Source organism: Paenibacillus sp. Y660 (assembly GCF_057221575.1).
Genome location: NZ_JBXBBJ010000003.1, coordinates 82192 through 102268, shown reverse-complemented (window position 1 = coordinate 102268; position 20077 = coordinate 82192). Strand labels below are relative to the sequence as shown.

Sequence of the window (20077 nt, the reverse complement as noted above, 5' to 3'; positions counted from 1 at the left end):
TGGAACCCATTGAAAAGTATTATCAAATTTTCGCTTAACAACAAATTTGCTTTATGGATTTTGACGCTGCTCGTTTTGTTTGCCGGGCTTTACTCCGGCATGAATATGAAGATGGAGACTTTGCCGGACATTACAGTGCCTATCGTTAGCGTAACGACGGTTTTGGCTGGCGCTGCTCCTGAAGAAATTATGGAGAAAGTGACGAAGCCAATCGAACAGCGTACGCGCAATTTGAAGGGTGTTAACGTGGTTAGCTCTACATCCTATGAGAATGCTTCATCGGTTGTAATCGAATATACGTATGAGACGGATATGGATGAAGCGGCTGCAGAAGTGAAAAATGTGCTTGCAGAGATATCGCTTCCAGAGGGTGCACAGGACCCATCGGTATCCAGGATCAGTCTGAATGCCTTCCCGGTTTTGTCGCTAAGCTTATCAGACGACAGCATGAATTTGGAGCAGCTTACAAAGGAAGTGCAAAATAATATTTTGCCTCGTTTGCAAGGCATTGATGGTGTTGCCAGCATTCAAATGTCGGGCCAAAACGTAATGGAAGGCGAGCTGGCATTCAAAGCGGATAAACTTAAGCAAATCGGATTAACCGAAGATATGGTGAAAGGCATGATTCAAGCCTCGGCGATATCGGTGCCGCTTGGCATATATGAATTTGGCGATTCGGAGAAAGCGATCGTTGTTGACGGAAATGTTTCCAGCGAGGATGATCTGAAAAAATTAATCATCATGCCGGGCGTCAAGCTTAGCGATATTGCGGATATTAGCATTGTCGGCAAAGCGGAATCGATCTCCAGAACGAATGGCAAGGATGCAATCGGGTTAAATGTAGTGAAATCGGCTGATGCCAATACGGTCGACGTCGTAAACAACGTTAAAGAAGAAATTAAAGAACTGGAAAGTAAAAATGCTGGCTTATCCTTTGTAACGACGCTTGATCAAGGCAAGCCGATCGAGGATTCCGTTCATACGATGATAAGCAAGGCGATGATAGGGGCATTATTCGCGGTTATCATCATTATGATATTCTTGCGTGACATTCGTTCTACGATTATTGCTGTCGTATCCATTCCGCTGTCTATCCTTATCGCGCTGCTAATCTTGGGCCAAATGGATATTACGCTGAACATTATGACGCTTGGGGCAATGACCGTAGCAATCGGACGCGTTATTGACGACTCGATTGTCGTTATCGAGAACGTTTACCGCCGAATGGCGCTCTCAACTGAAAAGCTTAAGGGCAAGGAATTAATTCTCGATGCAACGAAGGAAATGTTCATCCCGATCTTGGCATCAACGATCGTAACGATCGCCGTATTCCTACCGCTCGGACTTGTATCCGGCATGATTGGCGAAATGTTCCTTCCGTTCGCTTTAACCATCGTCTTTGCACTTTTAGCATCGCTTGTAGTTGCAATTACCGTCGTTCCTATGCTGGCTCATATGATGTTCCGCAAGGGCCTAAAGCCAGGGAAGGCGCATCATGATAAACCCGGACGTATGGCTGAATGGTATAAAGGCGTGCTGCGGTGGTCGTTGAACCACAAGCTTATCGCTTTTGGATTGGCCGTACTTCTCCTAGTCGGCAGCTTGTTCCTCGTTCCTGTTATCGGGACTAGCTTCATATCAGGCGACGAACAGAAAATGATGGTCATTTCTTACAACCCGGCACCTGGCGAAACTCGCGAGCAGGTTGAGGAGATGGCGCTTGAGGCGGAGAAAAAATTACTGGATCGCGAAGGCGTTGCAGTCGTGCAGTATGCTGTTGGCGGACAAAATCCATTTAGCCCAGGAGCATCCAAGCAAGCGTTGTTCAACTTGAGCTATGATGAAGCTTTTGCTGAATTTACAAATGAGAAAGAAAAAATAGTACCGCTTCTGCAGGAGCTTGGCGGAAAAGGCGAGTGGAAGCAGCAGGACTTTACTGGAGGCGGACTTGGAGGATCGGGCATTTCGATGCTTGTGTTTGGACCGGATATGAAGTCGCTTCAGCCCGTTGTCGATGATTTAATGGCGAAGCTTGCAGACCACAAGGACCTGAAAAATATTGATTCCAGCCTGTCTGCAACGTATGAGCAATATCGTCTCGTCGCTAATCAAGAGAAGCTAAGCCAAAATGGCCTTACTGCAGGTCAAATTGCGATGGCGCTTAGTCCCGTTCGCGAACGTCCCGTTCTGACGACGATTGAGAAGGATGGCGAGCAATTTAATGTTTATGTGAAGGTTGAAAGCAAAACCTATACGAGCAAAGCGGATCTTGAGAATGTGAAGTTAACCTCACTGCTTGGTACAGAAGTGGCGCTTAAGGATGTGGTCAAGATCGAGGAAGGCGAATCGCCAAATACGATCACAAGACGCGATGACCGCATTTATGCCGAGATAAAAGCAGATGTAACAGCTTCTGATGTTGGTAAAGTATCCGCTGAAATTCAGAAGCTGATTGATGATACTGATCTGCCAGCTGGCGTTGACATTGATATGGGCGGCGTGACGGAGCAAATCAATGAATCGTTTACGCAGCTTGGTCTTGCGATGCTTGCCGCAATCGCGGTTGTATATCTTGTTCTCGTTATTACGTTTGGCGGAGCCTTAACGCCATTCGCCATTTTGTTCTCCTTGCCATTTACGATTATCGGCGCATTAGTAGGCCTGCTCATTGCTGGGGAAACACTTAGCGTGACGGCTATGATCGGAGCGCTGATGCTGATCGGTATTGTCGTAACGAATGCGATCGTACTTGTCGATCGAGTGATTCAGAAGGAGAAGGAAGGCCTATCCGTACGCGATGCATTGATTGAAGCAGCGGGTACTCGCCTTCGCCCGATCTTAATGACGGCGATTGCGACGGTTGGCGCATTGCTTCCGCTTGCTTTAGGTTTTGAATCCGGCGGTTTGATCTCCAAAGGGATGGCTGTTACTGTCATCGGCGGCTTAACGAGCTCCACGCTGCTTACGCTTATTATCGTCCCTATCGTATATGAGTTCTTAAACCGCAAGAAGAAAACGCGTATTGTAGAGTAAGCTAAACAAAGCCTTTCATAAGTAGGAGGCTGCCTTCAAGGTCAATGACTTTGGAGGCAGCCTCTTTGCATGCGTATGAGTAAGTTAATTATTTTGGCAACTAGGCGGTTGCAGCAGTAACACTAGCGGAGGTAATTTCATACGTATATGTCATGAACGAACAACGGCATAAGGCCAGTTTGAGCTGCTTTCACTTCAGTCGTTCATTCTAGTCTAAACCGTTGAAAAAATGATGAACATATACGGAGGCTGCTGAGATGAATGAATTTAAGAATGATCTTCAAAATTTGAATATTGACCCTTACAAATCGAGTGGTATGACGCCAAATGCCGGTCAAGGTCAAGTGGATCCAAACAATGCACGGCTTTGTATCGGTTTTTGCATTGGCTTTTGTATCGGTTTTTGTTCCTGTGGAAACTGCGCAAGTTGCAGCAACTGTTTCAGATGCGGAGGCTGTGCCCGCTGCGGAGGCTGCGCTCGTTGTTCTGGTTGTGCACGCTGCCGCTAATGCCTTTTAAATAAGTGGAAGATTCAAGACACCTCTGTAAGCGATTTAGCTGACAGGGGTGTTTTTTCTAGTTAAGAACTGGCATGACGGACAAATAGCCATACATACCTTTAAAGAGGAAAAGGTTGAAAGTTTTTTTATTGGCATTATTCACGATAAGGAGGAATGGCATTTGGATCCTTCTATGCGTCTTAAAGTGAGAGGGGATACTTTTTTTCTCCCGAGCTCTGACGGAAGCGTCTATTTTCGGAACAATATTGGCTCGTTTCGGATGGAGGGCAGTACGATCGGCCAATGGATTGAGAAATTAATGCCGGTCTTTAACGGCGAGAACACGATGAATGATTTGACTGACGGATTGCCGGAGCAATACAAGAAGCATGTATACGAAATCGCGGAAGTGCTGTATGCGAACGGTTATGTTCGGGATGTAAGCCAGGATCAATCGCATACGCTGCAGGAGGCTGTGCTTAAGAAATATGCTTCTCAAATTGAATTTTTGGACAGCTTTGAAGGCTCGGGTGCTTACCGGTTTCAGCTTTTTCGACAGTCAAACGTACTTGCCGTCGGGTTTGGCTCTTTTTTTGTTTCTTTAATAAAGTCCTTGTTAGAGTCTGGAATTCCTCATATTCACATGCTGATTACGAATCATGGATCGACGAATCGAAAGCGAATATTGGAGCTCGTAGAGCATGCCCGTCGTGAGGACCAAGAGATCAAGTTGGACGAGATTTCTTTGCAAAGTGAGGGCAAGATCGATTGGCGGTCGGTGGTGCAGCCGTTCGATGCCATATTGTTCGTGTCGGATGAGGATGGCGAACCGGGATTGAGAGCGCTGCAAGAGATTTGCAGGCAGGAGAGGAAGGTGCTGCTTCCTGCTATGATGCTGAAGCAAGCTGGTCTAGCCGGACCGCTGATCCATCCGGACTCGGATGGGGACTGGGATTCTGCTTGGCTAAGGGTCCATCATCCCGCTATTCATAAAGATCCACAGCATCACACGCCCTCGTCTACCGCAGAAGCGATGCTAGCTAATGTCATCGTCTTTGAATGGCTGAAAACAGCCACGGAAGTTGCAGTGTCCGCACTCAAAAATAAATTGTTTCTGCTTGATTTGGAGACTTTGGAGGGAGGCTGGCATCCGTTTCTCCCGCATCCGCTTGCGGGTAGCCGTCCTTCTATCAAACGAATAGAAAATTTGGATTTATTGCTGGAAAGGGAGCAAGAAGAGAAGGATTCAACGGCCTTGATCACTTGCTTCAGCCAGTTAACGTCTAGTGAAACAGGTGTTTTTCACCGCTGGGAGGAAGGGGAATTACTGCAGCTTCCGCTGTCACAATGCCTTGTTCAGGCGGTAGATCCGCTGTCAACAGGGCCGGCGGAGCTGCTTTCGGAGATGATTTGCAATGGCATTAATCATGAGGAAGCGCGGAGGGAGGCTGGGCTTGCCGGAATCGAATCTTATTTATCGAGAATGACTGATTTGCTTATCCATGCCAAGCAGGGGGAGGACAGCAGCTCTGACAAGCGTCTGGCGCTTGAATTTTTAGGCGTCGGAGCGGGGGAGTCGATCGCGGAGGGTATTTGCCGAGGCCTGCAAAAATGTTTGACAGCAGCGTTTAAACAGAAGCTTATAGAGCATGATCCTTCTGCCGTTTTAGCATGTATTGGTCAAATAGATGATGTACGCAGCCGGTATTATCAAAGTGCGTTAACGACGATGGCAGATGCGCCGACGCTTGCTTTTGGAGAGGATGTTCTAGGATTCCCTGTCGTGTGGGTCGGAACAAAAGGCAGCTGGTATGGCGCGGTTGACTACAATCGCACTGGGGCGCTGCGCAGAGCATTGCAGCGCGCGCTGCTAGATACCCAAAACCAAGCGACTATCGATACGGCGGATGCGGTCAACTGGCTTTCTGTGAGTGTCAAAGACGAAGCGACGGAGAATGTAACGATACCGGCAATCGATTCAACAAGACACCGAGAAATATTGCTATCCGCTCTTGGACGATTAAATCAGAGCAGCAAGCGTCTGCTTGTTTTTGACTTAACGGTCGAGTCATTCTTGAAGGAGGATCTGGCTGGCGCATTCGGCGTGTCGCTTGGAGAGGAGGGCGGAAAATGAGCGCTATCTTGGCAATTATAGGGGAGGGTCAGCTAGTAGATTTCGTGTGCAGCGAATTATCTGAAGACCATCAGATTTTGAGGCAAAACGATTTTTCGACTGAAGTACCGGAGATGGCTAAGCTGGCGCTTGTTCTGCATGATGGTTATAATCCTTCAGATCATTTGTTCGCGGAGGAGCTGTTCCAGCGCTCTGGGATGCCTTGGCTTCGCGGATTTGTATCGTTTGGAGAAGGCGTGATCGGGCCGATGGTAGTACCGGGAAAGGCGGGATGCTCCCAGTGTGCAGAACTTCGACGCCTCATGGCTGGCAATGACCGGAAGGAAATGTGGGAAATCCAGCAGCAGCACTTCATGCATGGAGGGACTTCGCCCGACGTATGGTCTTCGCGTTTAGGTCTTTTGCATATGGCGCAAATTATTGCATCGGAAGCTCGAAGAGTTGTTGCGGATGGTCCTGCTCTAACGGAAAATCGATTAACGTTTATTCATCTGCAAGCCTTGAATAGCTCGTCTCATTTCTTTTTGCCAGACCCGCTTTGTCCTTTATGTGGCCAGATCCCGGAGGATTCTGCGATAGCATCCCGAATTACCCTTCAGCCTAGCTTGAAAATCAGTGAAAACAGCTACCGCAGTCGATCGATGACGGAGCTGAAAGGGGTTTTGGCGAAGGATTATCTGGATGCTCGGACGGGCTTTTTGAACGGAAAAATGATCGATCTCCATTCGCCGTTTGCCGATTCGAGCATCAATTTGCCATTGTTCTCGAGTGATGAAGGCTGTGCTGGCCGCACACATTCTTTTGCCGACAGCGAAATGACTGCTATTTTAGAAGGTTTGGAGAGATATTGCGGCATGTCGCCGCGCGGGAAGCAAACGACCGTTCATGACAGCTACCGCAACTTGAAGGACCAGGCGCTCGATCCCGTTCTGGTTGGCATTCACGAGAAGGTTAATTATGATAGCCCGGGCTTTCCATTTCGACCGTTTGATCCGAGCAGGCCAATCGATTGGGTATGGGGCTATTCGTTTTTGCAGGAGCGGCCTATTCTCGTGCCAGAGCTGCTTGCCTATTATAGCTCAGGATGCGGACATGGCTTTGTTTATGAAACCTCAAATGGATGCGCGCTAGGCGGCAGCCTGGAGGAAGCTATATTTTACGGAATAATGGAAGTAGTCGAACGCGATTCGTTCCTAATGACCTGGTACGCGCAGCTGCAGCTAGATCCTCTTGATCTTATTTCTGCTTGCGATCTTGAATTGGATTTAATGGTCGAGCGTTTGCGAGAGGTTGTCGGCTACGATGTTTACGCATTCAATTCGACGCTCGAGCATGGCATTCCAAGCATTTGGGTGCTCGCCAAAAACAAGGCTGATAAAGGTGTCAACCTGATATGCGCGGCTGGCGCCCATCCTGATCCGGTGCGTGCGGTAAAAGGCGCGATCCATGAAATTTCGGGCATGCTGCTGTCGTTGAATGAGAAGCTGGAAGAGAACCGGGAGCAATATGAGCAAATGCTCGATGATCCGCTGCTCGTTCGTCAAATGGACGATCATTCGATGCTGTACAGCTTGAAGGAAGCCGAGGATCGTTTTCATTTTTTACTCCAAAATGATCGTGCGCGCCTTACTTTCGAAGAAGCGTTTAAGCCAAAAGAGAAGCATGCGGATTTGACTGATGATTTAAAGGATATCCTTCAAGCATTCCGCGAGCTCAGTCTGGACGTGATCGTGGTGGATCAGACGACGCCGGAAACGCTTCGAAATGGGCTTCATTGCGTAAAGGTATTGATTCCGGGCATGCTGCCAATGACGTTCGGGCATCATCTTGTTCGCTTGACGGGCTTGGAGCGGGTACTAAGAATACCTGCGGAGCTAGGGTATGTCGAGAAGCCGCTTAAGCCAGAACAGCTTAATCCGCATCCGCATCCATTTCCGTAAGCCGCGACTGCATTTTCAAATCGTATGCCCCAAGCAAGCCTTTAGGAGGAGAAGGAATGAGTCTGAAGGCATTTTTTCACCAATTGCAATTCGACCCGGATATGGCCAAATCAAAGGATGGGGAGACCGATTGGGAAGACGCGCCGCTCCCCTATAAGCTTTATAGGGGCTTGCCTGCTTACCCTCTTTCTGCCGAGGTTCCGCTGACGCTTGCGGGAGAGCGGGATTGTGCTAAGCCAAATCTTCGGGAGCTCGGTCATTTTCTTTGGTACACATTCGGTCTTGCGCAACTGAGCCAATCTGTTTATGGACCGGATGCAGGGGATGAATGGGGAACCTCTCTACAGCTTTGCAGGCGATTCGTTCCTTCAGGCGGTGGGCTATATCCCAGCGAGCTTTACCTTTATCTGAAGCTGGAGGACCTGCCTCACGGCATTTACCATTATGATGCGGCGCATCACCGGTTGATTCTGCTGCGTGAAGGGCAGCATGACAATTATTTAAGCAAGGCGCTGGGGAATCGCTGTGACTTGCCTGCTTGCTTCGGCGTCGCTTTCGTAACGACTATGTTTTGGAAAAATTATTTTAAGTACGATAATTTTTCATATCGCTTGCAGGGTCTGGATGCCGGATTATTGATTGGACAACTGCTGGAAGTGTCAAAAAGGTTTGGCTTTGAGACGGGTGTGTACTTCCAGTTTTTGGACCGTGCTGTCAATCATCTTTTAGGATTATCCGAGCGGGAAGAGAGCGCGTATGCGGTCATTCCGCTGTCAGCAGAGCCGGAAATGCAATGGTTCTTACCTGTGCAAGAAGGCGCGGAACACATATCCGCAGACGAATTGTGCAGGGAGCTTGCGGTGACTCGGCATGAGCACTATATGCGATCGAGAAGAGTATCGGAATATCCGATGCTAATCCAAGTGAATGAAGCTTCCATGCTGGAATATTCACATTCGTTTCGGCAAATTGGGAGGGAGAAGGAGAATTCGATTAAAGGAGGATCACATAGGCTGCCTCAAGTAAAAAGGCTGACATATGATCTGGCGTCCGTATTGCGAGAACGTTATTCGCCGGAAATTGAATTCGTATTGCAGCCGGTTGGTCAATGTAGTCTTGCAGCTCTGTTGCAAGAAGTGATGTCATCGTTTAAGTATCGAAATGATCTGGACGGCAAGCAGGAGAAGCCGGAGTCTCGCGTTTCTCTATATGGGTGCTTCTACGGCGTTGAAGGTATTAGTAATGGCGCCTATCGCTATAATGTTTCTGCACATGCCTTGGAACCGGTTCGTGACGGCGATCTCCGGTCCTGGCTGCAGCATGGAATGTCATTGGATAATGTGAATTTGCATCAAGTGCCGTTATGCTTTCATGTCGCAGGGGATATGGACGATCTCCAGGTGCAACTGGGTTGCCGAGGCTATCGCATCCTGCAGATGGAGGCAGGGATGCTCGTCCATCGCTTGCTGCTGGCAACTTCCGCAGTCCAAATGGGGGGGCGACCGCTGCTCGGTTTTGATGCCCAAATAAGCAATGATCTTTATAATATGGCTTCTCGCGGGCATACAAGTCTCATTCAAATTCCGGTCGGTCATTGTCGAGTCCGTTCGCGGCTTGAGGGGAGTTTGGCTCACTAGCGGTTTATTCCAAAAAGGACAGAGGGAATGTCATCGACATCTCCTCTGTCCTTTTTGGTTTATTCATTTGATAAAACAGAGGACTGAGCACCTATCTTGGCTGGTCTTTCTCTTTCTCTTTCTCAGTCGAGTAACATACGACGGGATAACACGCATGATGCGCATGAAGCGCATGGTGCGGGTGAACCCATGGATGAAACCATTCGTGATGATAATCGATTGAGGTGTATTCCCAGCCTTCATGAGGATGATGGTGATCCATTGAATCATGCATCGCAGGATGGAAGTCATGCATCGGATGATAATCATGCATATCGTGATAATCATGCATATGATGGAAATCGTGCATATCATGATAATCATGCATATGATGGAAATCGTGCATATCATGATAATCATGCATATGATGGAAATCGTGCATTGGATAGTAGCCGTGCATGTGGTGTTGATCGTACATATGATGGAAATCATGCATGTGGCTTAGATCTACACAGCAATGGCAATGGGATTTCTGAGTCATCTCACTCTCGAGAGGTTTATTTATTTCGGGTTGAAGGGAATTCATTTGCATGTGCTGGTAATAATCCGGCATGCCAGCCGTTTGTTGCACATAAGGCTGATTAGGTATCATGGTGTGCCTCCTTTTTATCATACCTTACAATATGCCTAAATCGAAAAAAGGGCACATATCCCTATAAATTGGGCGTGAACATGAGACATAAGTGAATAGGACGAAACGAAGAAGGTGACGCTAGTACGGATACTATGAAAAAGACAGGTGGTTGAAGAAATGCTGCGTCATATCGTCATGAAGGCCGTATTTGTTCTGCTGAGCCTCTCTCACTCTGAGGTCATGACAGCAGGGGAGTCTGCCTTGCATGCAGAGCCTTCCTATGCCAAGTGGGGAAAAATGGCTATGGAGGAGACATTGAAAGCGTACCTTAACGCTTCCATAATTGATTATAAATATGTAGGCAGAACTAAACTGTCAGAGGAGCAAGCAGAGGAGAGCTTTGTGCTGTGGCTTCGGAAGGATGCACGGGAATTTGGTGTGCGGGTCAGAATTACGATCCAAACGAGTACGGATCAGGTATTGAACCTAACGATGAAGGAGCTTGATTCAAAATAATTGAAACATCTGATAAAGCTGCTCCGTATTAGAAGCAAAACGATATGATACGCTTCTTGATGAAGCGGGAGGAGCTTAAGCGATGCTAATTTCAACTACGCCAACAATCGAAGGACGTCCCATACAGGATTATGTGGGAGTCGTAACAGGTGAAGCCATAATGGGTGCCAATGTCGTACGCGACTTTTTTGCATCGATAACGGACATTGTAGGAGGACGCTCGGGCGCATACGAGAGCAAGCTGAAAGAAGCCCGCGACGTAGCGATTGATGAGATGAAAAACCAAGCTTCAAGGCTGGGAGCAAATGCAATCGTCGCTATCGATATTGATTATGAGGTGGTACGCGAGGGCATGCTTATGGTAGCTGTCAGCGGAACTGCGGTACGTCTATAATCAGAAAATCAAGTAGGGAAAAAGCGATAATAATTCGATCGTTATAAGCGGTGCTTATGCGATTGAGTTAAATCGTTTTTTTTTTGTAATGGAGATAATCTACAATTGACGAAACGAGGCAGATAAGGTTAGAATTGCGGTACTTTTATAAAGAAAGGGAGTCTTTATGATGCAGGCAACGACGGAGGCAGCGTTCTCACAGCTTCTCATTTCCGGAACAATTGTACATGAAGGCAGCTTTAAAGAAGTTCAGCAAAGACTCGGCATAGAAATTACGCCTCATTTGACGATTGTGATTTCGATGGATCGTTACCCGGAGCTTGCTATAGATAAATCGATAACGTGGAAAATGGAAATTGGACAGCAGCTGGTCAAGGCTATTTATCAGACGATAACAGAGCCTTTTCTTTGGGCTTGGGTGGAAGAAGGGATATTAGCGGTGCTGCTGGAGCTTCCATCGGATAGTCCGCAAAGTCCTTCATTAAAAAAAAGCTTATTATCGATCGTTCAAAAAATTCAAGGGTTGGTTGATCAACAGGGTTTTTCTGTATCCGCGGGAATCGGCTCCTATTATGACAGCCCCTATATGCTGTATCGGTCTTTCGAGGAAGCGAAGGAATCGCTTGTTGATCGTTTTTTTCAAGGGAATCGCGTTATTTATTTCTATGAAAAGGATAAAAAAATCGCCAAGCAGGCGGAGCAGGCGATTTCCCAAGAAGAAAAAACAGAGCTGCTTGCGCGTGTCCGAATTGGCGATATCGAAGGCTCTATCAATTATTTGAAAATATTGCTCGCTAGAATAGCGCTAATCTATAAACTGCACATCGATATGTTCAAATCTGCAGCCATTGAGCTTAGCATGTCCTTATCGAGCATGGTTCTCGTAAAAGGGGGAGATGTCTCGGTTATTTTATCCGAAAACGCAAAGATGATTCAAAGCTTATACAGCACGGTCCGATATAACAATTTTGTAAACAAGCTATGTGATTATTGGAGAATGCTTGCGGAGCAAATTGTAAAAGCAAATAAATTGAACGTATCCCCAATTACACGCAAAGCGATGAAGCGAATCATCGAGAACCATCAGAACAAAATGACACTGGAAGACATAGCACAATGTTGCTATGTGAGCACTTACCATTTAGCCCATTTGTTTAAGAAGGAAGTAGGTCTAGGCGTCATTGATTTTTTGAATAAAATCCGCATTGAGAAAGCGCTATATTACTTGGAAGCGACGGATATGTCCGTTAAACAGATTGCGGGTCAGGTCGGTTTTCAGGATTCCAACTATTTTACGCGTACGTTTAAAAAAATAATGAGCTGCACCCCCTCCGAATATCGCACAGCAAGATTGTGCTAGTGGTGAGCAACTTTGTCCATTGATTGTAAGCGTTTTCAATTCTATAATTAAGACGTGAAGTAATCTTACATCAGGTTATGCTTGTTCGGGAAACGGGGGGTTTGTGTCATGAAACATAACATTAGTTGGCTTATGTTGTTCAGACCTAGAGAGGAGAGACTAGGATGAATTATCTGTTTGAACATCTTGATAAGGTAACGGGGCTGTTAATCGAACATATTTATCTCGTATCTCTTTCGCTAGTCATTTCTATCCTTGTTGCTGCGATGATTGCTGCGGTGATCTCCCGCTTTAAGAGAGTGCAGTCTCCCGTATTGGGGGTTCTTGGCATCATCTATACGATTCCAAGCATCGCGTTATTCGCGCTGTTGATCCCTTTCCTTGGCCTAGGAGTGAAGCCGGCGGCAATCGCTTTGATCGCCTATTCCCAAATGGCGCTGGTCCGAAATATGGTGGTCGCGATTAAAGGGATAGAGCCTTCTATTGTAGAAGCGGCTCGCGGGATGGGGATGGGCAAGTGGCGGATGATTTACAAGATCATCGTTCCGCTGGCGCTGCCCGTTGTAGTAGCGGGAATCCGCATCGCGGCAGTTTCCATGATCGGCATTGCGACGATTGCCGCTTTCATCAATGCAGGCGGGCTTGGAAAACTGATATTTGAAGGCATTTATCAGGATCATTCCGGCAAAATCATCGCAGGCACCGTAGCGGTACTCGTACTTGTTATTGCGACAGACTTGGTGTTCCGATTCATTGAAAGAAGAGTGAGTCTTAACACAAGGTGAAAGGAGGCAACTGAGAAATGAACGTTTTCAAAGAAGCTATTGATTATCTGATGAGCAAGCCGGACCTTTTTTGGGAAGCTTTGAAAATCCATCTTTTGCTGAGTATGATCGCATTGGCGATAAGTATTTTCATCAGCGTACCGCTTGGGATCTACTTATCTAAACGGAATAAGCTGTCCATGGTTGTGCTGAATGTGTTCTATCTCGGGAAGATCATTCCTAGCTTGGCCGTACTGGCGCTTACGATGCCTTATGTGGGGGTCGGATTCACGCCTTCGTTAATTGCATTGACGATTCTTGCATTCCCTACCATTCTAATCAATACGGTGGTTGCCTTTAAGGAAGTCGATAAAAACATCATTGAAGCTGCGCAAGGGATGGGAATGAATAAGCTTCGGATTATCCGGAAAATTGAGTTTCCGCTCGCCTTGCCGGTCGTTATTACAGGGATACGCACAGCCTCCGTTGAGGTTATTGCGGGAGCTGCGCTAGCTGCTTTTATAGGCGGCGGAGGTCTTGGTGATTTCATCATAAATGGAATCGCGTTGGCCAAGCCATCGATGCTGCTGGTGGGCGCTGTACCGATTTGTCTGCTTGCTATTGCAGGCGATTCGATATTTGGACGGATTGAAAAATTAACGAGCCCAAAAATGGGCCAATAATCAGAGGAGCGTGAAGGGGTATGAAAAATATGTTTAAGAAGCTGATGTTGTCTGGTACGGTATTATGTTTGGCTGTTAGTTTGGCAGCTTGTAGTCAATCAAGCAATGAAGCTGGCGGATCAGCGGATAAGCCCACGATCAAGATCGGATCAAAAAACTTCACGGAGCAATACATCCTCGGAGAGCTGTATGCGCAGGCGCTGGATGCAGCTGGCTATAAAATAGAGCGGAAGCTCAACCTTGGCGGAACGCAAGTGGCTTTTACAGCACTTCAAAGCGGTGAAATCGATTTGTACCCGGAGTATACAGGAACGGCGCTTCAGGACGTCCTGAAAGAGTCAGCACCTAATGATGAAAAGGCAGTCTATAAGGCGGTTAAAAAAGGCTACAAAGAAAAATTTGATATAGAGACATTGGATCAAACGCCATTCAATAACACCTACGTGATCGTAACTACCGCTGATATTGCAAATAAATTTGGCTTAAAGACACTTTCTGATCTGTCGGCCAAAGCTCCTGAGCTTAATTTTGCGCTTATTCCTGAATTTGCCGATCGGGGAGATGGGCTGCCAGGCTTGCAACAAACGTATGGCGGCTTCGAATTCAAATCGGCCAAATTGTTTGATATCGGCTTGAAATACAAGGCGTTAACGGATAATCAAGTTGATGTGACGATTGGCTTCGGAACAGATGGTCAAATTGCCGGCTTTAATCTCGTTTCGCTAGAGGATGACAAGAAGCTATGGCCTCCATACCATGCCATTCCGCAAGTTCGCGGCGAAGTGCTGAGAAACAACCCGGAGATTGGCGATATTCTCAACAAGATCAATGCATTGCTGACGGATGAAGTGATGGCATCTCTGAACTGGGAAGTGGACGGCGAAACCAAAAAAGAGCCAGAAGATGTAGCGGAAGCATTCCTTAAAGAAAATGGATTTCTTAAATAACAGGAATGCAAGCTGGAGGAGGTGACCAAAATGAGCGGAATTGAATTTCAACATGTGATCAAGTATTATCCCGGCACGGAAAAGCCTGCTGTCAACGATGTTAGCTTAACAGTAAATAGCGGTGAGTTTATCGTACTGCTCGGTACTTCGGGATGCGGGAAAACGACGCTGTTAAAGATGGTCAATCGACTTTACGAGCAAACGGAGGGCAGTATTTTGGTTGACGGTACCGATACGAAGAATGTGCCCGTCAATGATCTAAGAAGGCGGATCGGCTATGTAATCCAGCAAAGCGGATTGTTTCCCCATATGACGGTGGAACAGAACATTGCCGTCGTACCTGAGATGCTGGGTTGGGACAAGGCTAGAATTAGCGCAAGAACCGACGAGCTTCTGGAGCTCGTTCATCTTGATCCCAAGCTGTATCGGAAAAGATACCCGCGTCAGCTATCCGGCGGTCAACAGCAGCGGATCGGGCTAGCCAGGGCACTTGCGGCAGACCCGCCGTTTATGCTGATGGATGAACCATTCGGAGCAATTGACGCCATTACGCGAACCAAGCTGCAGGATGAATTGATTAATATTCAGAAGAAGCTGCACAAAACGATTATGTTCGTTACGCATGATGTGGAAGAGGCGCTTCGGCTAGCAGATAAAATTATTATTATGAAAGATGGAGAGGTCGTTCAATTCGACGCTCCTCTCCAACTCATCCTTCATCCTAAGAACGAGTTTGTTCAGCACTTGATGGGTGGGGACGATATGATCCGTAAAATCAGTCTCATTAAAGTGAGCGCCGCGATGGAGCGGGTCGTCGCATCCCATGTGAATCCTGCCCTTCCAACGATTTCGGAGTCCAGCGACCTCAAATCGGTGCTTGATATTCTACTGCGTACAGGTGCGGAAGTCGTGCAGGTCGTTGGTGTTGTTGGGCAAGAAAACCGTGTTATCGGCAAAGTAGCCCTTTCACATATTCAAAATCTGCTGTCTCCTGTATATCAAAAGACGGCGGATGTTTAAGCCTCAAGCAGCAGATGGAAAAGCTTGTTCTACGGAGGTGATTTGTTTTGAGCAGCATCGTAATAAACGGCAGAACTATACGAATTGAGGATGTCGCTGCAGTCGCAAGAAAAGGACTTAAGGTCGAGCTAGCCGAGGAAGTTAAAGCGAAAATCAATAAATGCCGCAGCCACGTAGAACGATTTGTAGAAGAGCAGCGCCCCATTTATGGTATTACGACGGGACTGGGTGAACTATGCAAAGTTAGACTAACGCCGGACGAAGCGGCAAGGCTTTCCAAAAACGTCATCATGAGTCATGCATGCGGGGTAGGCGAGCCATTAAAGGCTGATCAAGTGCGCGCGATTATGTTTGCGGCGGTCGTCAATTTCTCGCAAGGCTACTCGGGCATCCGTTTGGAAACGGTTGAGACGCTTGTTCAGATGTTGAATAAGGGCGTAACGCCCTGGGTGCCTTCGCAGGGCTCGGTAGGTTATCTCACCCATATGGCCCATATTTCGCTTGTCGCGATTGGCCTGGGGGAGGCTTATTATAATGGCCGGCAGCTTACTGGAGCGGAAGCGATGAAGGAAGCTGGAATTAGGGCGCTAGAGTTGAAAGAGAAGGAAGGGCTCAGCCTAGTTAACGGAACGGTATGCATGAGCGGTATTAGCGCCTTGGCGATCTTTGACTGCTTGCAGCTTGCAAAATGGGCGGATATCGCTGGTGCGATGAGCTTTGAAGCGCTAAAGGGCACCTATTATGCGTTTGATGAGCGAATTCATCGCGTACGCCCATTTCAGGGACAATGGCAGGTTGCTGACAATCTTCGAAGGCTTATTGCGAGCAGCGAAATTAGCGAGCAGTCCAAGGACCGCAGAATTCAGGATGCGCTCAGCATAAGGTCCATTCCTCAGGTGCACGGCGCATGCCGCGATAAAATCATGCATGCCGTTGAAATTGCTGAGCTTGAGCTTAACTCTGCGACGGACAATCCGCTCATCTTCGACGACGGCGATGGCGGCATTTCCATCTCGGCATGCAATGCGCATGGAGAGCCTTTGGCGTTGACGATGGATATGACGGCAATCGCGGTAGCGGAGCTTGCTAACATCTCAGAGCGCCGAATTGACCGGCTGGTTAATCCGCATACGAGCGAGCTGCCAGCATTTTTGGTGGAAAAAGGCGGTTTAAACAGCGGTTTCATGATTACTCAGTATGTAGCTGCCTCGTTAGTTGCTGAAAATAAAGTGCTGTCCCATCCTATATCCGTCGACTCTATTCCTACATCGGCGTTTCAGGAGGATCATGTCAGCATGGGCACGCCAGCAGCGCTGAAAGCCGTTCAAGTTATTCGCAACGCCTTCAAAGTGCTCGCAATCGAGCTGTTGACTGCCGCGCAGGCGCTAGAATTTCATAAACCGCTCAAATATGGGGCTGGAACGGAAATCGCCTATGAGCTCATTCGCAATCATGTGCCCAAATGGTCGGAGGACCGCGTATTTTACCCGGATCTGCAAAAGATGTTCGCTCTTGTTGAGAATGATGAATCTATTCGAATCATAGAAGAGAATGTAGGTCTTCTTTAACTTATACATTTTGCAAAATGGAGGCGTTACGGATGAGCTTATCGCAACATTCGATTATAAAAGCTCCACGTGGAGTGGAGTTAAATACAAAAGGCTGGGTGCAGGAAGCTGTTCTGCGCATGCTGATGAACAATCTCGACCCGGAAGTGGCAGAGCATCCGCAAAAGCTTGTCGTATACGGCGGAATAGGTAAAGCCGCGCGGAACTGGGAAGCCTTCGACAGCATTGTCGCTACGCTGAAGGAGCTTGAGGATGATCAAACTCTGCTTGTGCAATCTGGAAAGCCGGTAGCGGTATTCCGCACGCACAAGGATTCGCCAAGAGTGCTGCTCGCGAATTCCAATATCGTACCCGCTTGGGCGAATTGGGATAAGTTCCACGAGCTGGATCAAAAAGGGCTGATGATGTATGGCCAAATGACGGCAGGCAGCTGGATCTATATTGGCAGCCAAGGGATCGTTCAAGGAACTTATGAATCGTTTGCCGAATGCGCAAGGCAGCATTTTGGCGGCAGCTTGAAAGGAACGATTACCGTTACGGCAGGCATGGGCGGTATGGGCGGGGCTCAGCCGCTGGCTGTCACGATGAATGATGGGGTCGTGATCGGTATTGATGTTGATCGTACGAGAATCGAGAAACGGATTGAGACTCGTTATTTAGATACTTGCGTCGAGTCATTGGATGAAGCGATCACATTAGCTGAGGAAGCCAAGTCCGAAGGGCGAGCGCTGTCCATTGGCCTTGTCGGCAATGCAGCAGAACTATTGCCGCAAATGATCGGCCGCGGTTTCATTCCTGACGTCTTGACGGATCAAACGTCTGCCCATGATCCTTTGAACGGCTATTTGCCGATTGGCATGTCGATGCAAGAGGGCGAGGTGCTGCGCGAGCAGGATCCGAAGGCCTATGTGAAGCGTTCCAAAGCAAGCATGGCGATTCATGTAGAAGCGATGCTGGCTTTGCAGAAGCTGGGTTCTGTTGTATTTGATTATGGAAATAACATTCGTCAGGTTGCGTTTGACGAAGGCGTTGCCAATGCTTTTGATTTTCCCGGGTTCGTGCCGGCTTATATTCGCCCGCAATTTTGCGAAGGGAAAGGCCCATTCCGCTGGGTTGCCTTATCAGGCGATCCGGAGGATATTTACAAAACGGATGAAGTTATTTTGAAGGAATTTGCTTATAACGAGCATTTATGCAAATGGATCAAAATGGCTAGAGAACGTATTGAATTCCAAGGTCTGCCTGCACGTATTTGCTGGCTGGGATATGGCGAGAGAGCAAGATTCGGAAAAATAATCAATGATATGGTCGCTTCAGGCGAGCTGTCAGCTCCGATTGTAATCGGTCGCGATCATCTTGACGCTGGCTCGGTCGCATCTCCTAACCGGGAAACGGAAGCGATGAAGGATGGAAGCGATGCTGTTGCCGATTGGCCGATTTTGAATGCATTGGTGAATACAGCAGCAGGAGCAAGCTGGGTATCGGTTCATCATGGCGGCGGTGTTGGAATGGGCTATTCCCTTCACGCAGGTATGGTTGTGGTGGCTGACGGTACTGAGGATGCGGCGAGACGGCTTGAACGCGTATTGACGAGCGACCCTGGCATGGGCGTTGTCCGCCATGCGGATGCGGGCTATGAGCTGGCGATATCAACGGCGAAGAACAAAGGCGTGCAAATGCCAATGCTGACATAAGGCGGGATCGATTATGAATCCAATCGTTTATATCAAAAACGCGAATCAAATCGTTACGGTCAGCGGAGCGAGCGCAAGTCCTAAATCCGGCAGGCAAATGGAAGACCTGGGCTTGATTGAGCATGGCGGAATCGTAATCGAAAGGGATCAGATCGTATTTGTTGGTTCCGATGAGGATGCACAGTCCTATGTAGATAACCTCACGCAGGAGCCGCTCGTTATTGATGCATCCGGCAAGCTGGTTACGCCGGGACTCATTGATTCCCATACCCATCTCGTCTTCGCGGGAAGCCGCGAGAAGGAGCTGGAAATGCGGCTGCAGGGTGCCACTTATATTGAAATTTTGGAAGCGGGCGGTGGCATCCTGTATTCCACAACGCAAACGCGTCAAGCCTCGGAGGAGCAGTTGTACGAAGAGTCTAGAAAAAGGCTTGACCGTTTTCTCCAATACGGCGTAACGACGCTGGAAGCGAAGAGCGGCTACGGCTTAACGACTGCCGATGAGCTGAAGCAGCTTCGGGTAGCGCGCAAGTTGAATGAATCGCATGAAATTGATATCGTTTCTACGTTTATGGGGGCTCATGCAGTCCCCCTTGAGTATAAGAGCGATCCAGAGGAATATGTAAGGATCGTTATTGAGGAGATGCTGCCTGCTGTAGCAGAGGAAAACTTAGCCGTCTTTTGCGATGTTTTCTGCGAGCAGGGCGTGTTTACAGTCGAGCAGTCGGAACGCATATTAGAGGCTGGGAAGAAGTATGGTCTTATTCCAAAAATCCATGCCGATGAGATCGTAACCTTTGGCGGTGCGGAGCTTGCCGCGAAAGTCGGCGCGATTTCAGCGGATCATTTGCTTAAGGCGTCGGATGAAGGCATTGCAAAAATGGCGGAAGCTGGCGTCATTGCCGTTCTGCTGCCGGGCACTGCATTTTTTCTGATGGAGGAGCCCGCTGAAGCGCGGAAATTGATCGAAGCTGGTGTCCCGGTTGCGCTCTCCACAGATCGGAATCCCGGTTCATGTCCAACAGAATCGCTTCCGCTTATTATGAATTTCGCTTGCTTGAATATGAAGATGACGCCTGCTGAGGTTTTGTCGGCATGTACCATTAACGCAGCACATGCGATTGGCCGTGCTGATGAGATTGGCAGCATCGAGGCAGGTAAGAAAGCTGATCTCGTACTTTTTGACGCGCCGAACTATTTGTTTATTCAATACAACTTTGGAGTCAATCTAGTCGACACGGTTATTAAAAATGGCAGAGTTGTTGTAGGTTGAA

At 47.9% G+C, this 20077-nt stretch carries 16 protein-coding genes; 15 read left to right on the top strand and 1 reads right to left on the bottom strand.

Annotated features, from left to right (window positions below; translation table 11 throughout):
• Positions 1 to 9 precede the first annotated feature (9 nt).
• From AC2TDN_RS05370 to AC2TDN_RS05350, 5 genes are all read left to right on the top strand, one after another.
• On the top strand, positions 10 to 3033 hold the full coding sequence (locus AC2TDN_RS05370; protein ID WP_484687248.1) for an efflux RND transporter permease subunit: 3024 nt from the start codon (positions 10 to 12) through the stop codon (positions 3031 to 3033).
• Between the two features lie 357 nt (positions 3034 to 3390).
• Positions 3391 to 3552: a hypothetical protein gene (locus AC2TDN_RS05365; protein ID WP_484687247.1), complete on the top strand. Its 162-nt coding sequence runs from the start codon at positions 3391 to 3393 to the stop codon at positions 3550 to 3552.
• A gap of 162 nt (positions 3553 to 3714) precedes the next feature.
• Positions 3715 to 5667 carry a putative thiazole-containing bacteriocin maturation protein gene (locus AC2TDN_RS05360; RefSeq protein ID WP_484687246.1) on the top strand — a complete coding sequence of 651 codons (1953 nt, stop codon included), beginning with the start codon at positions 3715 to 3717 and terminating at the stop codon, positions 5665 to 5667.
• Entirely contained in the window at positions 5664 to 7607 is a 1944-nt protein-coding gene (locus AC2TDN_RS05355) for a TOMM precursor leader peptide-binding protein (protein WP_484687245.1), read from the top strand. Before AC2TDN_RS05360 ends, AC2TDN_RS05355 begins: the two co-directional genes overlap by 4 nt.
• A 56-nt stretch (positions 7608 to 7663) precedes the next feature.
• A complete protein-coding gene (locus AC2TDN_RS05350; RefSeq protein WP_484687244.1) occupies positions 7664 to 9244 on the top strand; it encodes a SagB family peptide dehydrogenase in 1581 nt (526 codons plus the stop codon).
• A gap of 91 nt (positions 9245 to 9335) precedes the next feature.
• On the opposite strand, the gene AC2TDN_RS05345 is transcribed toward AC2TDN_RS05350, so the two are convergent.
• Entirely contained in the window at positions 9336 to 9875 is a 540-nt protein-coding gene (locus AC2TDN_RS05345; RefSeq protein WP_484687243.1) for a hypothetical protein, read from the bottom strand.
• A gap of 159 nt (positions 9876 to 10034) precedes the next feature.
• On the opposite strand from AC2TDN_RS05345, the gene AC2TDN_RS05340 reads away from it, so the two are divergent.
• The 10 genes from AC2TDN_RS05340 to hutI all read left to right on the top strand — a co-directional run bounded on the left by AC2TDN_RS05340 (position 10035) and on the right by hutI (position 20076).
• Complete coding sequence (locus AC2TDN_RS05340; protein WP_484687242.1) at positions 10035 to 10373, top strand: DUF3889 domain-containing protein; 339 nt, start codon at positions 10035 to 10037, stop codon at positions 10371 to 10373.
• Positions 10374 to 10455: 82 nt separating this feature from the next.
• On the top strand, positions 10456 to 10767 hold the full coding sequence (locus tag AC2TDN_RS05335; protein ID WP_482065453.1) for a YbjQ family protein: 312 nt from the start codon (positions 10456 to 10458) through the stop codon (positions 10765 to 10767).
• Between the two features lie 166 nt (positions 10768 to 10933).
• Positions 10934 to 12127 (top strand): AraC family transcriptional regulator, encoded by a 1194-nt coding sequence (locus AC2TDN_RS05330; protein ID WP_482065452.1) that lies wholly within the window; start codon positions 10934 to 10936, stop codon positions 12125 to 12127.
• A 164-nt stretch (positions 12128 to 12291) separates the two neighbouring features.
• The gene (locus tag AC2TDN_RS05325) at positions 12292 to 12912 is read left to right on the top strand and encodes an ABC transporter permease (protein ID WP_482065451.1); all 621 of its coding nucleotides are present in this window, start codon (positions 12292 to 12294) and stop codon (positions 12910 to 12912) included.
• 17 nt (positions 12913 to 12929) lie between these two features.
• On the top strand, positions 12930 to 13574 hold the full coding sequence (locus AC2TDN_RS05320) for an ABC transporter permease (protein ID WP_482065450.1): 645 nt from the start codon (positions 12930 to 12932) through the stop codon (positions 13572 to 13574).
• Positions 13575 to 13594: 20 nt separating this feature from the next.
• The gene (locus AC2TDN_RS05315) at positions 13595 to 14521 is read left to right on the top strand and encodes an ABC transporter substrate-binding protein (protein ID WP_482065449.1); all 927 of its coding nucleotides are present in this window, start codon (positions 13595 to 13597) and stop codon (positions 14519 to 14521) included.
• Positions 14522 to 14551: 30 nt separating this feature from the next.
• On the top strand, positions 14552 to 15541 hold the full coding sequence (locus AC2TDN_RS05310; protein WP_484687241.1) for an ABC transporter ATP-binding protein: 990 nt from the start codon (positions 14552 to 14554) through the stop codon (positions 15539 to 15541).
• Between the two features lie 47 nt (positions 15542 to 15588).
• Entirely contained in the window at positions 15589 to 17109 is a 1521-nt protein-coding gene (gene hutH, locus AC2TDN_RS05305; protein ID WP_482065447.1) for a histidine ammonia-lyase, read from the top strand.
• 32 nt (positions 17110 to 17141) lie between these two features.
• Complete coding sequence (gene hutU / locus AC2TDN_RS05300) at positions 17142 to 18803, top strand: urocanate hydratase (RefSeq protein ID WP_482065446.1); 1662 nt, start codon at positions 17142 to 17144, stop codon at positions 18801 to 18803.
• Positions 18804 to 18816: 13 nt separating this feature from the next.
• A complete protein-coding gene (hutI, locus tag AC2TDN_RS05295; RefSeq protein WP_484687240.1) occupies positions 18817 to 20076 on the top strand; it encodes an imidazolonepropionase in 1260 nt (419 codons plus the stop codon).
• Position 20077: the final 1 nt, after the last annotated feature.